Here is an 18,853-nt window from a genome sequence, read left to right as displayed (position 1 = left end):
GATCTGTTCCAGGCGACCTACGATGCGGCGGTCGTGCGCGGACAGTGTTAAAACATAGACTTTGCAGTCGCCTGTGCTATATTCGATGTAGATCCGCCAATTAGTTCATCAGGCAGCGCATCGACCCCGCCATGCTTTTGTCTGGGCCTAACGGTCCCCTGGTTCGTAAGTTTGAGGCTCTGGCGAATTGGAGCGTCGACGAACAGGCAGCGATACGGAGTCTCGGGGCCCGCCGGAAACGTGTGGAGGCTCACCAGCAGCTTGTCCGCGAGAACGATCCGATCGAGGACGTCTTCGTGGTGCAGTCCGGCTGGACCTGCATCTACAAGCTTCTTCCCGACGGGGGGCGTCAGGTGCTCGCGTTTCCGTTTCCGGGCGACATCGTAGGCGTTAGCTCTCTCACTCTCGGCCGCGCGCTGATTGCGCTCGAAAGCATCAGCGAAGCGGAGGTCTCGCCACTTTCGGCGGCCGCCCTCGCCCGCGTTCGGGCCAACTACCCGCGGGTCGCTCGGGCGCTGGACTGGTCGAACGCGCGGGACGTCGCGATCCTAACTGAGCATCTGGTCAATCTGGGACGTCGCAGCGCCCTGGTGCGGATCGGGCACTTCATCCTCGAGTGCGCGGAGCGGCTCCGGCTGCTTGGCGTCGACACCGACCGGGGGTTTGATCTCCCGCTGAACCAGTATCTTTTGGCCGACGCTCTCGGATTGACCTCCATCCATGTCAACCGTGTGCTGCGACAACTCCGCGAAGCGGATCTCGCCACCCTGCGCTCCGGTAAATTCGTCATCCACGACATCAAGGCTTTGCGAGAACTCGCGGGTTTCGACGGCGCCTACCTCGCGCCTCCGCCCCGGATGCCCTGACGGCCAGCCGTCGCTCGCCCGCGGCACTTCCCCCGACGTCAGCGTCCGGCGAAACGAACCCAGCGGGCTCTCTATTCACAACGCCGTACGCCCGAATTGCGCCGATCTACCAAAATCAGACAGCTTACGCTGACCTCTATTCCGGTTAGTTTTTCCGCTATCGGGGCGAATACAAAAATATCCTAAGTTGCGTCTTGCTCCGCCTTGTTCACATCAGGCAGGAGAACGTCCATGTACCTTGGACCCGAGGCGTCGAAAGCACGGGCGCGGGAAGCTGCGGCGGCGCGCGCCAATCGCCTGGAGATCGTCAAGGCGCTGTCGATCGGGCAGATTGACCGCCGCGACCTGTTCCGCTGGGGCATCTTCACGGCGACCGGCGCGCTCGCCTGCGTCAACGGCCTCAGTCCCTATGCGACGAGCGCCTATGCGCAGGTGCCGACCGGCACGCCGCGCAGCCCACTGTTCGGAGCCAAAAAATTCACGACGGCGATGTACCGGGCGCTGCCGCAGAATCCGATACCGCTCGTCGCGACCGGCGCGGGGCACGCGCTCTGGGCCACGGACGACGGCGATCCCGAGCCGCCCGCGATGCGGCTGTCCTATCACGAACTCTACAACCAAAGCCGCGGGGCCGCGTGGGTGAACCCCATGACCGGACGCGGGCCGATCGAAGGCCGGCCGCCCGGCGAATTCTTCGCGCATCAGCGCTGGGCCGAGTTCTTCCCCAAGGTCGGCTACCTCATGTCGCTAGGGCAAATCCAGGAGAGCGGGCACTACGCCGACGGCTGGCCGGACCAGGAGGAGAACGCCGTCTGGTCGTTCGGTCCTCGTAAGCCCGGCGCCCGCTGCGAGCTTCGGGGAAGCCGAACGGGATACGGCTATCCATGCCTGATCAAGGCGCGATACGGCGAACCGATCCTGAACCGCATCTACAACGACCTGCCGAACGACCGGACGGCCAACGGCGGCTTCGGCCGCAACGAGATTTCGACGCATCTACACAACGCCCACAACGGCGCGGAAAGCGACGGCGCCTGCAACGCCTATCACTTCCCCGGCACGTTCTACGACTACCTCTGGAGCAACACTCTGGCGCGGCGCGACCGGCCCGATCTCTGGCTAAGGTCCGACCCCAATCACCTGCTCAAGGCGTCAGGCCCCGACGACGGCGACGGCCTGGTCCCGGTCGCCGGCGACTTCCGCGAGATCCAGAGCTCGCTCTGGTTCCACGACCACCGCTTCTTCTTCACCGCGGAGAACGTCCACAAGGGCAACTTCGCGGTCTACAATCTCTACAGCGGCCCAGACCGCGGGCGCGAGGACCTGAACGACGGGATCAACCTGCGGCTACCGAGCGGATCGTTGCTGCCGTGGGGCAACACCGACTTCGACGTCAATGTGGCGATCTCGAATCCGGCCTTCGATCCGGACGGGCAGCTGTTCTTCGACATCTTCGACACCGAGGGTTTCCTCGGCGACATGCTCTGCGTCAACGGGCAGTACGCGCCATACTTCGAGGTGCTGCCGCGGCGTTACCGCTTCCGCATCCTGAACGCGTCGATGGCGCGGTTCGTCAAGCTTGCGCTCGCCGTGAACCGAAGCTCGAAGTTCGCGCGACAGACGCCAGTGCCCTTCCATGTGATCGGGAACGACGGCAATCTGCTCGTGCGTCCTGTGGCGACCACCCAGACCGATGAGATGGGCGTCGCCGAACGCTTCGACATTGTCGTCGACTTCTCGACCTTCAAACCCGGCGACAGCCTGTATCTGCTCAACCTGCTCGAGCAGGTCGACGGGCGGAAGCCGAAGCGCGCGGTCACCCTCGCGAGCGCTTTCGGAAACCTCGCAACCGACCCCTGCGTCGGCCCGTTCCTCGAGTTCCGGGTGGTGGACGAGGTCCGCAGCGTCGACGACCGCAGCAAGACCTACAAGCTGGACGACGGCATCCAGGACCTCAGCGTCGACTTCAATCATCCCGACTGGACGTCCGGGCGAAACACGCTCACGCAGCAGGTGCCAGTGGTGGCTCCAGTGCGCGAGCGGGTGTTCACCTTCGGCCGCTCCGGCGGTGGGGACAGCCGAAGCAAGACGACGGGGCAATGCACCCCGGACTGCCCGGAGACGGCGACCTTCCCATGGTCGATCAAGGTCAACGGTCAAGCGGCGCACACCTTCAACGCCAACCGTATCTCGGCGTTAATTCCGCGGCCCGGCGAGGTGGAGCACTGGACCCTCGTCAACGACGGCACCGGCTGGGACCACCCCGTGCATCTGCACTTCGAGGAAGGCGTCACGATCGACCGCGGCGGCGCCGCCATGGCGCCGACCGAACTGCTGGCGCGAAAGGACGTGTGGCGGCTGCGACCGGGCGGACGGGTCAAATTCCAAGTTCGGTTCGGCGAGTTCGGAGGGTCCTACGTGGCGCACTGCCACAACACGACCCACGAAGACTTTGCGATGCTGATGCGGATGCAGCTCCAGACGCCGGCCCCGAACGACCCGGCCTATAGGGGCCAGCCGCAATACGTGCCCACCATGACGCCGCTGCCGACTCCGGACGGCGTGGTGTGGAAGTATCCGGAGATCCTGCCCGAGGCGGACCCAACGAAGCGTCAATTCACGGCGACGCTTCAGGCCGCGTTGAAGTAGCCCAGGAGCGACGGCTTTGACCCGCCTGCACCTTCTTCGCACGCTGGCGCTGCTCCTGGCGTTGACGTTTTCGCCTCCGCATGACGCGGAGGCGAAGCGCTGGGGCGCCGATTACCTGTCGAACGCGACCGTCGTCGACCAGAACGGCCGCACGCTGCGCTTCTACGACGACGTCATCAAGGGAAAGACCGTCGTCATCAGCTTCATCTTCACCTCGTGCCGCTCGATCTGCCCGCTCGTCACCGCCCGCCTTGCGCAACTGGAGCGCCAGCTCGGCCCCGCCGCTGGACGGGACGTCTTTTTCGTCTCGCTCAGCATCGATCCGACCACCGACACGCCCGAACGGCTGAAAGAGTTCTCGCGCAACTTCGAACCCGGCCCCTCCTGGGCGTTCCTCACTGGTGACGAAAGCGTGGTGAAGGCGATCGGCTACCGCCTCGGTGAGCGCACTGAGCAACTTGCCGACCATCGCAACCAGATCCTGCTCTACAACGACCGGACCGGCGAGTGGCAGCGCTCGTCCGCCTTCGCCGATCTCGACGCCCTGGCGCTTCAGATCCTCGCGATGGACCCGCTGGTCCGCGCGACGAAAACTCCGGGCGACGACATCTTCGGCGGCGGCGACGGGCCGATGCGGCCGGAGTTCCCTGGGCAGGCGCTGTTCGTGAAGTTCTGCGCGGCCTGCCACACCGTCGGGGCAGGAAGACGGGTCGGCCCCGACTTGCGGGACGTGAACGTCCGCCGCCCCCGCGAGTGGACGGCGCGTTACGTGCAGAACCCGGAGGCGATGCGCGCCGAGGGCGATCCCCTTGTCCAGGCGCTGCGCGCGGAATATCCCCACGCCGAGATGCCGGGGCTGAACCTCGCGCACGAAGACGTCCAGGATCTGCTGCTCTACGTCGATCTGAAGTCAAGCGAATGCTCCGCGAGCGAGCACCAAGCAGCCAAGTGACGGGCAGGCTGCAGCCGCTCGCCCTCGGCCTAGGCCCGCCGGTCAGTGCGCCGCGAGAGGCATCATGGCACCTTCTACGTACAGCCGGGGAAGTCTCGCCGTACCCCTAAATGGGTAGACCCCGGTGAACGGCGGAACAGTATAAAGTAATCGTAGACGCTCAAATCTTGTTTTATTGAAAGCGCTGCGCCATGCGCGCCGTTCGCCCTCGCAAGCTGTTCGCGTATCTCGCCGTGTTCGCCCTCGCGCTGGCGCTGCCGCCGATCGTGTTGGCGGCGATCGCGACGACCTATTTCGCCAAGTCCGAGCGTACCCGGCTCGAAACCGTCGTGGACAAAACGAACGCGGACGTGACCCGCGCCATCGAGGCGCGGATCGGCGGCGTTGTGGCCCTGCTGCAGGCCCTGTCGACCTCGCCTCACCTCACGCTCGGCGATTTCGCGGCGTTCGACGCGCAAGTCCGCCCGACCGCGGCCGCCCAGAACGTGGTCATCTGTCTTGTCAGCCTCGATCACCTTGAGATGGTCGACACCTCCGAGCCGTTCGGGCCGCCCCGCGCAGCCTCCAATGATCCCAACGGGGCCCATTTTGGTCCGAACGGCGCGACGCCCTACGTCTCGGGGCTCGAGACCTCCCCATCCGGTGGAGCGATGAGGTTGCGCGTCGTCGTTCCCATCATCCGGGACGGCGAGACGCTTTATCATCTCAGCGCTCAGATCAGCCCCCGTGACCTGTCCCAGACCCTGCGGGAAAGCTTGGAGCCAGGCCTGTTCCACGCGATCGTCCTGGACCGGAACGGCGTCATCGTCGGCCGCTCGGCGGACGAAGACCAGTTCGTGGGACGACCGCTGACGAAGCTCGCGGAGGCCGCGGGAGCCGGCAAACAGGGCGCCTGGAAGGGCCTGAACCCGAGCGGCGTTCCGGTCTTCGCCTACTGGCGGCGGTCGCCACGGTCGGGATGGCTCGTCGCGACGAGCGTCAGCCAGGCCGCGCTCCGGGCCCCGTTGTACGAGTCGCTGTTGCTGCTGGGCGGTCTCGCCGCCGCCATGGCCGCAGTCGCCGGCGCGCTCGCCTTCTGGGTCGGCCGCAAGGTCGCCCGGTCGCACGAGGCGCTCGGCGAGCTGGCCGCGCAGCTCGGATCGGGCCGCCCGCTGGCGCCGCCGACGACGCCGCTGGTCGAGGCGAACATGGTGGGTCGCGCAATCGCGCAGGCTTCGCAACGACTGCATGACCAGGCCCGCCTCATTCTGACGGCCCGAGACGGGCTGGAGCGCCAGATAGCCGAGCGGACCAGCGAGCTGGCGCTCAAGACGACGCTGCTCGAGTCCACGCTCGAGAACATGGATCAGGGGCTCGTCGCGCTGAACGGCAAGGGCGAGGTCACGGTGTGCAACGACCACGCCCGTCAGTTGCTGCGGGCCTCCCAGGCCGAGGCCGAGGGACGCCAGCCGGGCGCGGAGCTGCGCCGGCTGCGCGACGCGCACATCGCGCGGGAGGGGGCGGCGGTCGGCCCTTCGATGGTGTTTGAGCATCATCCAGAGGGCGGGGCGTTCCTTGAGATCCGGTCGACGCCGGTCATCGACGGCGGCGAGATCTTCACCATCACCGACGTGTCGGCGGCGCGGCGGCAGGCCGACGAGTTGCGCGCCGCGAAGGAGGCCGCCGAACGCGCCAGCGTCGCGAAGTCGGAGCTGCTGGCCACCATGAGCCACGAGATCCGGACGCCGCTGAACAGCATGCTCGGCTCCGCCGACCTCCTTGCGGTTCAGCCGGCGATCCAGCCGGCCCAGAAGCGCCTCGTGCTCCGCATCATAAAGGCCGGAACCACGCTCGCGACGATGATGGAGGACATTCTGGATCTCGCGAAAGTCGAGAGCGGACGGGTCACCATCCGAACGCGCCGTTTCGAACTGTCCGAACTCGTGCACGACGTCGAAGTCCTCACCAGCGCCGCCTTCGCCAAAAAGGATTTCCGGCTGCAGATCGTGATGGACCCCGACCTCCCGCGGTTCTTCGAAGGCGACGACAACCGGCTGAAGCAGGTGCTGATCAACTACGTCAGCAACTCCGCCAAGTTCACCTTCGCGGGCTCCGTCCAGCTGCAGATCACCGGAGAGAGGACCGAGAGCGGCGAATGGATGCTGCGGTTCACCGTTACCGACACCGGGATCGGGATCACGCGGGAGCAGCAGAAGAACCTGTTTCGCCGCTATTTCCAGGCCGACGCGTCGATTCAGCCCCGCTTCGGCGGCTCGGGTCTCGGCCTCGCGATCAGCAAGCGCCTGGTCGAGGCCATGGACGGCGAGGTGGGGATCGAAAGCGAGGTCGGCCGGGGCACCACGCTCTACTTCACGCTCGCCCTTCGCGAGGCCCCGGAACCCGGCGTCGACGCCGGGACCTCCCTCCCCTCGCCCAGTTCCCCCACGCGCAGCGCGCGCATTCTCGTGGCGGAGGACATCGCCGTGAACCAGGAGGTGGCGCGCGAGCTGCTGCAATGCCTCGGCCATCAGGTGACCATTGTCGGAAGCGGCGAAGAGGCGATCGCAGCGGTCCAGGAGCATGCGTTCGATCTGGTTCTGATGGACATCTTCATGACCGGAATCGACGGCCTCTCGACGACGCGCGCGATCCGCAATCTCGAACATCCCGCTCGCGCTTTGCCGATCATCGCCTGCACAGCCAACGTCCTGCCGACGCAAATCTCGGAATTCCAGCAGGCGGGCCTCGACGGCTTCGTCAGCAAACCTCTTCGTCTCGGCGAGCTTTACTCGGTCGTCGACCGCTTCGCGGCCGTCTCTGCGGAGCCTGTAGACATCGAGCCGCAGCGGCTGGCGAACCGCCACGAGGCCGAGACGCTGATCCGGCTGATCGGCCCGGACCGGACCATCGCGGCCCTGGAGCCGTTCGACGACGCCCTGTCGCAACTGCTCTCGCGCGCCAGCAGCGGCGGCGCCATCCAGCCGGCGGAGGTCGCCCAGATGGCCCACAGCCTGATCTCGACGGCGAGCCTGTTCGGCATGACGGAGCTCGCCTCCGCCTGCCGTGAGATCGAAGTGGCCTGCGTCGCGAAAACGCAGGCGCGCCAGCGGATCAGGCAGTCGAAACCGCTCATCGTGGCGTCGCAGCGCCGCTTGAGAATTCTTCGCGATCATGTGACCACTTTGGTGCGACCCTCGCCGCCGCCTAGCCAAGGCGGCGTCACTTGGTCCAGCGGAGCCGAGGAAGCATCATGATCCCATCGCGCTCGGTCGCGCTCATCGCGGATGACCATGAGCTGTTCAAAGCCGGGCTCGCCGCCGTTCTCAAGGACGAGCTAGGCTTCGACGAGGTCGTGGACGTGGACACGCTCGACGAGGCGATTGAGCAGCTTCACCGCCATCCGGAGATCAGCCTCGCGACCTTCGACATCAGCATGTCCGGCGTCATGAACGTCGCGAGCCTGCAGATCGTCCGGCAGGAGTTTCCTTATCTTCAGCTCGCCGTGGTCTCGGGCTCGGACTCCCGCGAGGATATCCTCAAGGCGCTGTCGATCGGCCTGAACGGGTATGTGCCGAAGACGATGAGCATCGACGACGTGGTCAACGCGCTGCGCGTGATCAAGTCGGGGCAGGTCTATGTTCCGCCGCTCATGGTGAAGCCGGAAGCGGCGTTGTCTCCTGCCCCCGTCAACTACCCGCATCCGACTGAGATCGCCGATCCGGCCCAGCTCACGCCGCGCCAGCGGCAGGTGCTGGAGTTCATCGCCCAAGGCAAGTCGAATAAGGAGATCGCGCGGATCCTCCACCTCTCCGACGGCACCGTGAAGGTCCATGTCAACGCGCTGTTCCGCACGCTCGGGGTGCACAACCGGGTGTCCGCCGCGGCCGCGCTGAACACCTTCTCCAGGCCGTGAGGCCTGATGCTACAGCCGAACCGCGCGGCCGAGGGGCGCGAGAGCGCGGGCGCCTCTGACAGGCGCCTCATCCGGCGTATGTAAAAACCCCAAGTATACCCCTAGAATAACCGTCGCTCTTCGGAACCATTTGCAATTTCGACCGCGCATACCGCGCTGTTCCGTCTGCGATCAACGCTCGTTCAGCGAGCTCATACGGCTCGTCTTGCTAGGGTTCGCAACGAAAGTTCGACGAACTAGATATATCTGCATAGCGCGCGAACTTACCTCTTATTAATTCAGACATACTGGCGTCCTTAGCCGCAGTGTGGAATTGATCAAACAGAGCGATCACAAGCATTCGCTCCAGGGGGTCAATCCAGACCGTCAGCAACAGCCGTTCCAGCTGCGCCTCGTAGGCGCGGAACGAACGCGCATGCTTCAAGATACGTGACAGGGGCTAGGGTCATGTCTACGAGCTTTACAGTCAACCAAGACGACTTGGCGTTTATTCTTGCGCAGATCAAGATCGCGGAACGTCATTCGGCCGGCGAGTCCCTGCAGGACATCATTGGGCCGGACTCGACGCTGTTGCCTTACGGGCTGCGGACGGTCGACGGCACGCTGAACAATCTCTTGCCGGGCCACGAAACGATTGGCGCCGCTGACACAGTGCTGCCGCGGATGCTCAACCCGACCTTCCTCAACGAAGGCGACGACTCGATGGCGGTCGGGCCGGGGATCGTGCTGACTAACAATGACTACGGGTCGACCGGCAGCGTCGTGGACGCGGACCCCCGCATCATCAGCAACCTCATCGCCGACATGTCGCCGGACAACCCCGCGGCGGTCGCGGCCTGGTACGCGAACCCGCTCGCCCAGGCGCTGTACGAGGAGGCGAACGGCGGGCCTCCCCCGGAAGGCTACGTCCCCACGATCGACGAGCTCGCGCTCATCCCGAACCAGTCGCCCGACATCGGGCTGTCGCCTCCGTTCAACGCCTGGATGACGTTCTTCGGCCAGTTCTTTGATCACGGCCTCGACCTGATCACCAAGGGCGGCAACGGTACGGTCTACATCCCGCTGCAACCGGACGATCCGCTCTACGATCCGGCGCATCCCGAACTGAACTTCATGGCGCTCACCCGCAGCACGCAGGTCAACGGGCACGAGACCGTCAACACCACGACCTCCTGGATCGACCAGAACCAGACCTACACCTCGCACCCCTCGCATCAGGCCTTCCTGCGGGAGTACGCCTTCTCGGTCGATTCTGACGGCGACGGCACGCCGGACTCCCATCCGGTCTCGACCGGCACCCTGCTTGAGGGCGCCCACGGCGGCATCGCGAACTGGGCCGAGATCAAGGCCCAGGCCCTCATGCTCGGCATCCGTCTGACGGACAACGACGTCCACGACGTGCCGCTGCTGCGCACGGACCCTTACGGCAAGCTCATCCTTGGGCCGAACGGCTTCGCGCAGATCGCGACGCCCACCGGCTTCGTCGAAGGCGTCGAAGGCGGCCTGCCGCTGCCGGCCAACACCGTGCGCACTGGCCACGCTTTCCTCAACGACATCGCTCATCACGCCATCCCCGGCGCGACCGACCACGACCATAACCCCGGAACGCCGCCCGTTCAGCTCGTGGCCGACGGCGACCGCCTCGACGTCAATGGCGACGGGTCGATCAACGCCGCGGATCTCACCGCCGGCGCAGGGCGGATCCAGGACGCCAACGGCGACTCCGTGATCGATCTCGCCGACCTCGCGGACGTCAATCTCGACGGCGTCATCGACGGCAAGGACCTGGTGGCGGACGACAACAATCCGCTGACCTACGACGACGAGATGCTCGACGCCCACTACGTCACGGGCGATGGGCGCGGCAACGAGAACATCGCCCTGACGGCGGTCCACACCGTGTTCCACGCCGAGCACAATCGCTTGGTCGAGGCCAACAAGGCGACGATCCTCGAAACCGGCGACCTCGCCTTCATCAACGAGTGGCTGGTCAACGACATCACTGAAATCCCGGCCGACACGAGCGCCCTGGTGTGGGACGGCGAGCGCCTGTTCCAGGCCGCCCGCTTCGTCACCGAGATGGAGTATCAGCACCTGGTGTTCGAGGAGTTCGCGCGGAAGGTGCAGCCGGCGGTCAACCCGTTCGTCTTCACCAACACCGCCGACATCGATCCCTCGATCACCGCCGAGTTCGCGCATGTGGTCTACCGCTTCGGCCATTCCATGCTGACCGAGACGGTCGGGCGCATGGACGCCGACATGACGTCGGACGACATCGCGCTGTTCGACGCGTTCCTCAACCCGCAGCAGTTCGAGGGAAGCGGCGTCACGGCGGCGGAAGCCGCCGGCGCGATCATACGCGGCTCGACCCGTCAGATCGGCAACGAGATCGACGAGTTTGTCACCGACGCGCTGCGCAACAACCTCGTCGGGCTGCCGCTGGATCTCGCCGCGCTGAACATCGCGCGCGCCCGTGAAACGGGCGTTCCGTCGCTGAATGAGGCGCGCGCGCAGTTCTACGAAGACACGGGATTCGCGCAGATCAAGCCGTACGAAAGCTGGCTCGACTTCACCGGAAACATCAAGAACCCGCTGTCGATCGTCAACTTCATCGCAGCCTACGGCACGCACGAGAGCATCACCTCGCAGACCACGCTCGCCGGCAAGCGCGCGGCGGCCACCGCCCTGGTGCTCGGCACGACGGAGGTCGTGAACGGAGTCACCTACGCGCCCCCTGCAGACCGCGATGACTTCCTCAACAGCACCGGCGACTGGGCGGGGGTGGAGACGGGCCTCAACAAGGTGGACTTCTGGATCGGCGGCCTCGCCGAACAGAAGATGGAGTTCGGCGGCATGCTGGGCTCGACGTTCACCTACGTGTTCGAGGCCCAGCTCACGAACCTCCAAAACGGCGACCGTCTTTACTACCTGAGCCGCACCCAAGGCCTGAACCTGCTGAACGAGCTCGAGGCCAACACCTTCTCGCAGCTGGTGATGCGCAACACCGACCTGGGCGACCCCGGTTCGTCGCATCTGCCGGGCGACCTATTCGGCCGCTCCGACCTCATCCTGGAGCTTAACCAGGCGGTGCAGATCGGCGCCGACCCGGTGTTCGATAACCCGACCACGCAGACGCTGACGCCAAAGGTGACGCGGCGGGCGCCGGGCGCGGACGTGGACGGCGACGGCCATGCCGACGGCGGCTACCTCCAGTTCCGCGGCGGCGAGCACGTCGTCCTCGGCGGCACCGAAGGCAACGATACGCTGCTCGGCGACAAGGGAATCGACGCCCTCTGGGGCGGCGCGGGCAACGACTACCTGAACGCCGGCATGGAATCCGACCAGGTGTTCGGCGGCGACGGCGACGACATCATCATCGATCCCTTCGGCGACGACTTCCTGCGCGGCGGCGACGGCAACGACGTGATCAGCGGCGGCGCCGGCCTCGACATCCTTCACGGCGGCCGAGGTCAAGACGCGATCTTCGCGGGCGCCAACACCACCGAGGTGTTCGCCGGCGAAGGCGACGACTTCATCCTTGGCGGAGCCGGCTCCGACAACCTGATGGGCAACGAGGGCGACGACTGGATCGAGGGCGGCGACGGCTTCGACGGTTTGACCGGCGAGAACTCTCAGCTGTTCTTCAACAGCACGATCGTCGGCCATGACATCCTGAACGGTCAGGGCAACGACACCGACTACGACGGCGAGAACGGCGACGACATCATGTTCGAGGGCGCCGGCATCCAGCGCAACAACGGCATGGCGGGCTTCGACTGGGCGATCCACAAGAGCGACCCTGTCGCCGCCAACTCTGATCTCGGCATCCCGATCTTCGTGACCCAGCAGGCGCTGATCCTGCGCGACCGCTTCGACTCGGTCGAAGGCCTCTCCGGCTGGAAGTTCGACGACATCCTGACAGGCACCAACCGCCCCGTCGGCGGGGGCGGAACCATCGGGGGCAACGGCGCCGAAAACGTGCTCACCCAGGCGGGCGTCGACCGGATCGCCAATCTGCAGCAGTACTTTGGGCCCCGCCTGCTCGATCCGAACGGCGTCGTCTTTGACCCATCGACAGGCGGCGACATCATCCTCGGCGGCGACGGCAACGACCTGATCACCGGCAAAGGCGGCGACGACATCATCGACGGCGACCGCTGGCTGAACGTCCGGATCAGCGTGCGGGACCCGCAGGACCATGACGTCGAGCTGTTCACGGTCAACAGCCTGTCCTCGCTGAGGGCGAGGCTGCTGTCCCGCGAGATCAATCCCTCGCAGCTTGTGGCGGTCCGCGAGATTTTGGACGTCAACGCGACCGACGACGTCGACACCGCCGCCTTCACGGGCAACGCGTCGAATTACGTCATCAACGGCCTCGCCCCGGACGGCAGCATCACGGTGACCGACACGACCGGCATCGACGGCGTCGATCGGCTGTGGGGCATCGAGCGCCTGCAGTTCGCCGACGTGACCATCGACATCAACGGGAGCGGCAACGCCGTCCCGTTCGGCTCGGTCACGATCAGCAACCTGTCGCCCGAACAGTCGCAGGAGCTGACCGCTTTCGTGGACGTGGACGACGTGAACGGGATCCAGCCCGGCACCATGACGGTGACCTGGCAGGTCTTCGTCACCCAGAACGGCATCGACTCCTGGGTCGACATCGCAGGCGCCACGGGCGAGACCTTCACGCCGACCCAGGCCGAAGTCGGCCTGCAGATCCGCGCCATCGCGAGCTTCGTGGACGGTCTCGGCCTCACCGAGCGCGTGTTCTCGGAAGCGACCGACGCGGTCATCAACGTCAACGACGCGCCGACCGACATCACCGCGGCGACGGCGCTCGAGGTGACCGAAAACGGGGTCAACGGCGTAATCGTGGGCTCCGTGCTGGCGGCCGACCCGGACGGACCCGCAGGGCTGGTCTACTCGATCATCGACGATCCCGAAGGGCGCTTCGCGATCGACGCGGCGGGCCAGATCACGGTGGCGGACCGGACCCTCATCGACTTTGACCAGAACGCGTCCCACACCGTCACGGTGCGGGTCTCGGACGGCGAGTTCACCTTCGAGAAGGCGTTCACGGTCACCGTGCACGACGTAGCGCCGGAGCAGGTTTCGGGCGACGCCCGCAACAACGTCATCCACGCCGGGGCGGGCGCGGACAAGCTCGACGGCCTCGGCGGCGCGGACACGCTCAAGGCCGGCGTCGGCGACGACATCTACTACGTGGACAACCTTGGCGACCTGGTCCTGGAGGACGCGGGCGAAGGCGATGACCTCGTCTACGCCTCGAAGTCCTGGACCCTCGGCTCCGGCTCTTCGGTGGAGACCATCCGCACGAACTACGGGGCCGCGGCGGTCGGCATAGCGATTGGGGGCAACGAGCTCGCGAACGCCCTATACGGCGGCGCCAAGGCGGACACCCTGTCCGGCGGCGACGGCGCGGACCGCCTCGACGGCGGGCTCGGGGCCGACGAAGCGCGAGGCGGCGCCGGCAACGACACCTACATCGTCGGCGCGGCTGGCGATCGGGCGGTCGAGGCCGCGGGCGGCGGCAGCGACACGGTCTACAGCACCGTGGACTGGACGCTGGAAGCGGGTTCCGCGGTCGAGACCATCCGCGCGCGCTACAGCGCGGGCGCTCCCGGCCTGACGTTGACCGGTAACGAACTCGCCAACAAGATCTTCGGCGGGGGCGCGGCGGACATCCTTGTCGGCGGCGGCGGGAACGACGTCCTGACGGGCGGCTTGGGCGCCGACCAACTGCGCGGCGGGATCGGCAACGACACCTTCTACGTCGACGCGACCGGCGACGTGGTCACGGAACTTGCCGGCGAGGGAACCGACACCGTCTACGCCTCGTCGAGCTGGACGCTCGGCGCCGGTTCGGCGGTCGAGACGCTCCGGAGCGACTATGGCTCGGCCGCGACGGGGATCACCCTCACCGGCAACGAACTCAACAACAAGATCCTCGGCGGCGCCCAAGCCGACACGCTCAACGGCGGCGACGGCGACGACGCGCTGACCGGCGGCGGCGGGGCGGACCAACTCAACGGCGGGCTCGGAAACGACGCCTTCTATGTCGACTCCTCGGGCGACGTCGTGCTGGAGGCCGTGGGCGAAGGCCAGGACACGGTCTACGCCGCGACGAGTTGGACGATGACCGCCGGCTCATCGATCGAAAGTCTGCGCGCGAACTACGGCGCCGGCGCCGGGGTCTCGCTCACGGGCAACGAGTTGGCGAACACGCTGGTCGGCGGCGCCGGAAACGACGTGCTGAACGGCGGCGGCGGCAACGATATCCTCAGCGGCGCAGGCGGCGGCGACGACCTCTTCCGCCTCACCGCCAACTTCGGAAACGACCGCATCAACCAGTTCGACGCGGTGGCAGCCGGAGGACAGGACCATATCGACCTGTCGTCGCTCGGCGTCACGGCTCAGAACTTTGCGGCCAACGTCTCCTTCTCGCAGGTCAGCAGCAGCACCCTGGTCACGGTCGCGGGCGGCACGGTCCTGCTCGTGGGGGTCAACATCGCAAACGTCGACATCACGGACTTCGCGCTCGCCTAGCCCGGCGCGAAGGGATGGGAAGCCGAGCGCCGCCCGCGGCGTTCCGGCTTCCCGTTTCCCCGACGTTTCCACCCCCCGCCAGATCTCAGCTTCCGCCGACGGAGGGACCCGTGTCTCCGAACCTCGCCTCCTACCGATTCATCCGATCCAACGCCGGCGCGCTGGTCGCCGTCGCCCTCGTCAGCGGCGCCGCCAACGTCCTAACCCTGTCCGGCGCCGTCTTCATGATGGAAGTCTACGACCGGGTGCTGCCGAGCCACAGCCTGCCGACGCTCGTCGGCCTCGGCCTGGTCGTGCTGCTGCTCTACGCGTTCCTCGGTCTCTTCGATCTTCTGCGCGCTCGCATCCTCGTCCGCGTGGCCCTGCGGCTGGACGAAACCCTGAACGCCGTGGTGTTCCGAAGCACCGTCCGCCGGGCGCTGCTGTCGTCGGGCGACGGCGACGGCATGCAGGCCCAGCGCGACCTCGACCAGGTGCGCGCGTTTCTCTCCGGCAGCGGACCGGGCGCGCTGTTCGACCTGCCATGGATGCCGATCTACCTTGCGGTGTGCTTCGCCTTCCACCCCTGGCTCGGCCTCACCACTCTCGCTGGCGCGCTCATCCTGATCGCCGTCACAGGGCTGACCGAGCTGCTCACGCGCGGCGCGGCGCAGCAGGCGGTGGCCGCCGGCATGGCGCGCGAAGGCGTAAGCCAGGCCAGCCGCCGCAACGCCGAAGTGGTCGAGGCGATGGGGATGGGCGGGCGGCTCTGCGCGATCTGGGGGGAAGCCAACGCGCGCTTCCTCAAGCACCAGCGGAGCACCTCGGACGTTTCCGGCGGCTTCGGCGCGCTGTCGAAGGTCCTGCGCATGGCCCTTCAGTCTGCGGTCCTCGCCGTCGGCGCCTACCTCGTGATCGACGGCCAGGCCACCGGCGGCATCATGATCGCGAGCTCAATTCTGACCGGGAAGGCGCTCGGCCCGGTCGACCTCGCGATCGGAAACTGGAAAGGCTTCGTCGCGGCGCGGCAGGCCTGGCGCCGGCTGAAGGAAACGCTGCGGACCACGCGTCCGACGGCGCAGACCATGAAGCTCCCCGCGCCCCGCGCGCGGCTTAGCGTCGAAGCCGCCGCCACCGCGGCCCCAGGCGGACAAGTCCTGCTCGTTGACGACGTCTCCTTCGCCCTGGACGCGGGGTCGGCGCTGGGCGTGATCGGCCCCAGCGGCTCCGGGAAGTCGTCGCTTGCCCGCATGCTCGTCGGCGTCTGGCCGGCGCGCCGCGGCAAGATCCGCCTCGACGGCGCCTCGCTCGACCAATGGGACCCCGATCAGCTCGGGCCCCACGTCGGCTACCTGCCGCAGGATGTGGAGCTCTTCGCCGGCACGATCGAGCAGAACATCGCGCGCTTCGGCGCGGCGCCAGACCCGGACGCGGTGATCGCCGCAGCCCAGGCCGCGGGCGTCCACGAGATGATCCTGCGCCTGCCGGGCGGCTACAACTGCCAGATCGGCCACGGCGGCGCGGCCTTGTCCGCCGGTCAGCGCCAGCGCGTGGCCCTCGCCCGCGCCCTGTTCGGTTCGCCCTTCCTCGTCGTCCTCGACGAGCCGAACTCCAACCTCGACACCGAAGGCGAGGCGGCGCTCAGCCGCGCGATCCAAGGCGTCCGCGACCGCGGCGGCGTGGTGGTGGTCGTGGCGCACCGATCCAGCGCCCTCGCGCCCGCCGATTTCATCCTCGCGATGAAGGACGGCCGCGTTCAGTCCTTCGGCCGGAAGGACGAGGTCCTGCCCAACTTCCAGCGGCCGACCCCGGCGATGCCGCGGGTCGCAGCCGGCCCTTCCCTCACCGTCGTTCCCGCAGGAGCCGTGTGATGAGCGCCCCAACCTCGTCCGTGCAGAAATCGATCCGGCGGCACGTCCTCGCCGCGGGCGCAGCTTTCGCGCTTCTGACCGTCGGCGTCGGCGGCCTGAGCGCCAGCGTCGAGTTCTCCGGCGCCGTGGTGGCGCCGGGTTCGGTCGTCGTGGACCGCCACGTCAAGAAGGTCCAACACCCGACTGGCGGGGTGGTCGGCGCGATCAACGTCCGCGACGGCGACCGCGTGAAGGCCGGCGCGGTCGTCCTCCGCCTCGACGAAACGGTGGCGCGGGCGAGCCTCGCGATCGTGGAGAAGGGGCTCGACGAGCTCGCCGCCCGCCAGATGCGCCTCGTCGCCGAGCGCGACGGCGCCGCCGAGATGGCCGTGAGCCTGCGCATGGCCTCCCGCCGCAGCATGCCCGAGGTCGAGGACCTTCTCGGCGGCGAGCTGAAGCTGTTCGCCGCGCGCCGCGAGGCGCGCCTGGGGCAGGTTCGGCAGCTCCGCGAGCGAATTGAGCAGACGCGCGAACAGATCCATGGCCTCGAACAGCAGGCCGCGTCCAAGGCCGACGAGACCGATCTCATCCGGAAGGAGCTCGTGGGCGTCGAGAGCCTCTACCGTAGCCAGCTCGTGCCGCTCACCCGCGTAACCAACCTGCGCCGCGAGGAGACGCGCCTGCGCGGCGAGCGCGGCCAGCTCATCTCGGAGACCGCGCAGGCGCGCGGCAGGCTGAGCGAGATCGAGCAGCAGATCATCCAGATCGACCAGGATCTCCGGAGCGAGGTCTCGAAGGAGCTGCGGGAGATCCAGGCCAAGCAGGCTGAACTTGTCGAACGCAAGACCGCCGCCGACGACGTGCTCGCGCGCATCGACCTGCTGGCTCCGCAGGACGGCGTCGTCCACCAGCTCGCCGTGTTCAACCCCGGCGGCGTCATCGGCGCGGCCGAAACCGTGATGCTGATCGTGCCCGACGGCGAGGACCTGATGGTCGAGGCGAAGGTCGCGCCCCAAGACGTCGACCAGGTGCGCGTCGGACAGAAGGCGTTCATCCGGATGTCCGGCCTCAACCAGCGGACGACGCCCGAACTTGCGGGCGAAGTGGCGATGGTCGCGGCCGATGTCGTGGTGGACCAGCGCAGCGGCGCGTCGCACTTTCCCGTACGGATCGCGCTCGCGCCCGGCGAGCGCGCCCGGCTCGGCGAACGCGCGCTCGTGCCCGGCATGCCGGCGGAGGCCTTCGTGCAGACCGACTACCGCACGATGCTGTCGTACTTCACCAAGCCCCTCGCTGATCAGGTGGCGAAGGCGTTCCGGCAGGACTGACCCGAGGAGCGGCCGTCCGGCGCGGAGGCCCGGTCAGTGCGTCCAGGGTTCGGGGCGGCCGGCGCGGAAATTGTCGGAGTAGGAGAAGGTTCGCGGCGCGGCCGGCTTCGGCTCCTGAACGCGGAAGGCGAGACCCTCGCGCTCGGCGTAGGCGATCGCCTCCTCCTTGGTGTCGAACCAGAGCTTCACCTGCGCACGGGTGTCGCCGGAGGAGGTCCAGCCCATCAGCGGCTCGATCCGCCGCGGCTCCGCCGCATCGTGCTCCAGGAGCCAGCGCTTGGTCTTCCCGACGCCCGACTGCATCGCGGTGCGCGCCGGCTTGTAGATGCGTGCGGTCATGGCGGGGTCCTCGGGCGGGTCCTTAGCAGTGGTCGTGCGCGAAAAACGACTGGTCGGGGCGACATGATTCGAACATGCGACTTCCTGCTCCCAAAGCAGGCGCTCTACCAGGCTGAGCTACGCCCCGAAGTCTCAATTCCGTGGGTTTATGGCCCCCGCGACCCTCTTCCGCAAGCGCCAAAGCCCAATGCTCCCCTGATCAGAGTGAACTTCCCCGCAGCGACTTCGCAGCCGCGGCGAATCGGCGGTTGCGCTGCGGAATGACTGAAGCTTACTCTCTGGGGCGAAGCGGGGGGATGACGCTTTGCAGGTCAAGAGGTTGCTCCGTCTGATCAGCGCGGCCGATCAAGCCGACAAGAGGGCCTACGCCGAGACAAAGAAAGCCGTCGGCGATTTCATCTTCAAAGAGCGGAATGACGTCGTCACGG

At 67.0% G+C, this 18,853-nt stretch carries 9 protein-coding genes and 1 tRNA gene; 8 read left to right on the top strand and 2 right to left on the bottom strand.

Annotated features, from left to right (window positions below; genetic code table 11):
- Positions 1–242: 242 nt before the first annotated feature.
- From METY_RS06330 to METY_RS06295, 8 genes are all read left to right on the top strand, one after another.
- On the top strand, positions 243–866 hold the full coding sequence (locus METY_RS06330) for a Crp/Fnr family transcriptional regulator (RefSeq protein ID WP_160147312.1): 624 nt from the start codon (positions 243–245) through the stop codon (positions 864–866).
- A 231-nt stretch (positions 867–1,097) separates the two neighbouring features.
- Positions 1,098–3,515 carry a multicopper oxidase domain-containing protein gene (locus METY_RS06325; RefSeq protein ID WP_103120542.1) on the top strand — a complete coding sequence of 806 codons (2,418 nt, stop codon included), beginning with the start codon at positions 1,098–1,100 and terminating at the stop codon, positions 3,513–3,515.
- Between the two features lie 16 nt (positions 3,516–3,531).
- On the top strand, positions 3,532–4,467 hold the full coding sequence (locus METY_RS06320; protein ID WP_103120541.1) for an SCO family protein: 936 nt from the start codon (positions 3,532–3,534) through the stop codon (positions 4,465–4,467).
- A gap of 191 nt (positions 4,468–4,658) precedes the next feature.
- Entirely contained in the window at positions 4,659–7,700 is a 3,042-nt protein-coding gene (locus METY_RS06315; protein WP_103120540.1) for an ATP-binding protein, read from the top strand.
- Positions 7,697–8,359 carry a LuxR C-terminal-related transcriptional regulator gene (locus METY_RS06310; RefSeq protein ID WP_244593541.1) on the top strand — a complete coding sequence of 221 codons (663 nt, stop codon included), beginning with the start codon at positions 7,697–7,699 and terminating at the stop codon, positions 8,357–8,359. The genes METY_RS06315 and METY_RS06310 overlap by 4 nt, the downstream gene beginning before the upstream one ends.
- 480 nt (positions 8,360–8,839) lie before the next feature.
- Positions 8,840–14,929, top strand: coding sequence for a peroxidase family protein (locus tag METY_RS06305; RefSeq protein WP_244593540.1), 6,090 nt, complete (start codon positions 8,840–8,842; stop codon positions 14,927–14,929).
- 110 nt (positions 14,930–15,039) lie between these two features.
- A complete protein-coding gene (locus tag METY_RS06300; protein WP_103120538.1) occupies positions 15,040–16,779 on the top strand; it encodes a type I secretion system permease/ATPase in 1,740 nt (579 codons plus the stop codon).
- A complete protein-coding gene (locus METY_RS06295; RefSeq protein ID WP_103120537.1) occupies positions 16,779–18,086 on the top strand; it encodes an HlyD family type I secretion periplasmic adaptor subunit in 1,308 nt (435 codons plus the stop codon). Before METY_RS06300 ends, METY_RS06295 begins: the two co-directional genes overlap by 1 nt.
- 33 nt (positions 18,087–18,119) lie before the next feature.
- On the opposite strand, the gene METY_RS06290 is transcribed toward METY_RS06295, so the two are convergent.
- Both METY_RS06290 and METY_RS06285 read right to left on the bottom strand, forming a co-directional pair.
- Positions 18,120–18,425 carry an ETC complex I subunit gene (locus METY_RS06290; protein WP_103120536.1) on the bottom strand — a complete coding sequence of 102 codons (306 nt, stop codon included), beginning with the start codon at positions 18,423–18,425 and terminating at the stop codon, positions 18,120–18,122.
- Between the two features lie 50 nt (positions 18,426–18,475).
- Positions 18,476–18,552 (bottom strand) — tRNA-Pro (locus METY_RS06285).
- Positions 18,553–18,853: the final 301 nt, after the last annotated feature.

The organism is Methylopila sp. Yamaguchi (assembly GCF_002897035.1).
In the GTDB taxonomy this organism is placed as follows: Bacteria; Pseudomonadota; Alphaproteobacteria; order Rhizobiales; family Methylopilaceae; genus Methylopila.
Note: the sequence above shows the minus strand (reverse complement) of the source record. Positions and strands in the feature narration are given on the sequence as shown.

Coding starts and splice junctions, on each gene's coding strand:
- METY_RS06295 (WP_103120537.1), top strand. CDS start 16,779: ATGAGCGCCCCAACCTCGTCCGTGCAGAAATCGATCCGGCGGCACGTC.
- METY_RS06325 (WP_103120542.1), top strand. CDS start 1,098: ATGTACCTTGGACCCGAGGCGTCGAAAGCACGGGCGCGGGAAGCTGCG.
- METY_RS06315 (WP_103120540.1), top strand. CDS start 4,659: ATGCGCGCCGTTCGCCCTCGCAAGCTGTTCGCGTATCTCGCCGTGTTC.
- METY_RS06310 (WP_244593541.1), top strand. CDS start 7,697: ATGATCCCATCGCGCTCGGTCGCGCTCATCGCGGATGACCATGAGCTG.
- METY_RS06290 (WP_103120536.1), bottom strand. CDS start 18,425: ATGACCGCACGCATCTACAAGCCGGCGCGCACCGCGATGCAGTCGGGC.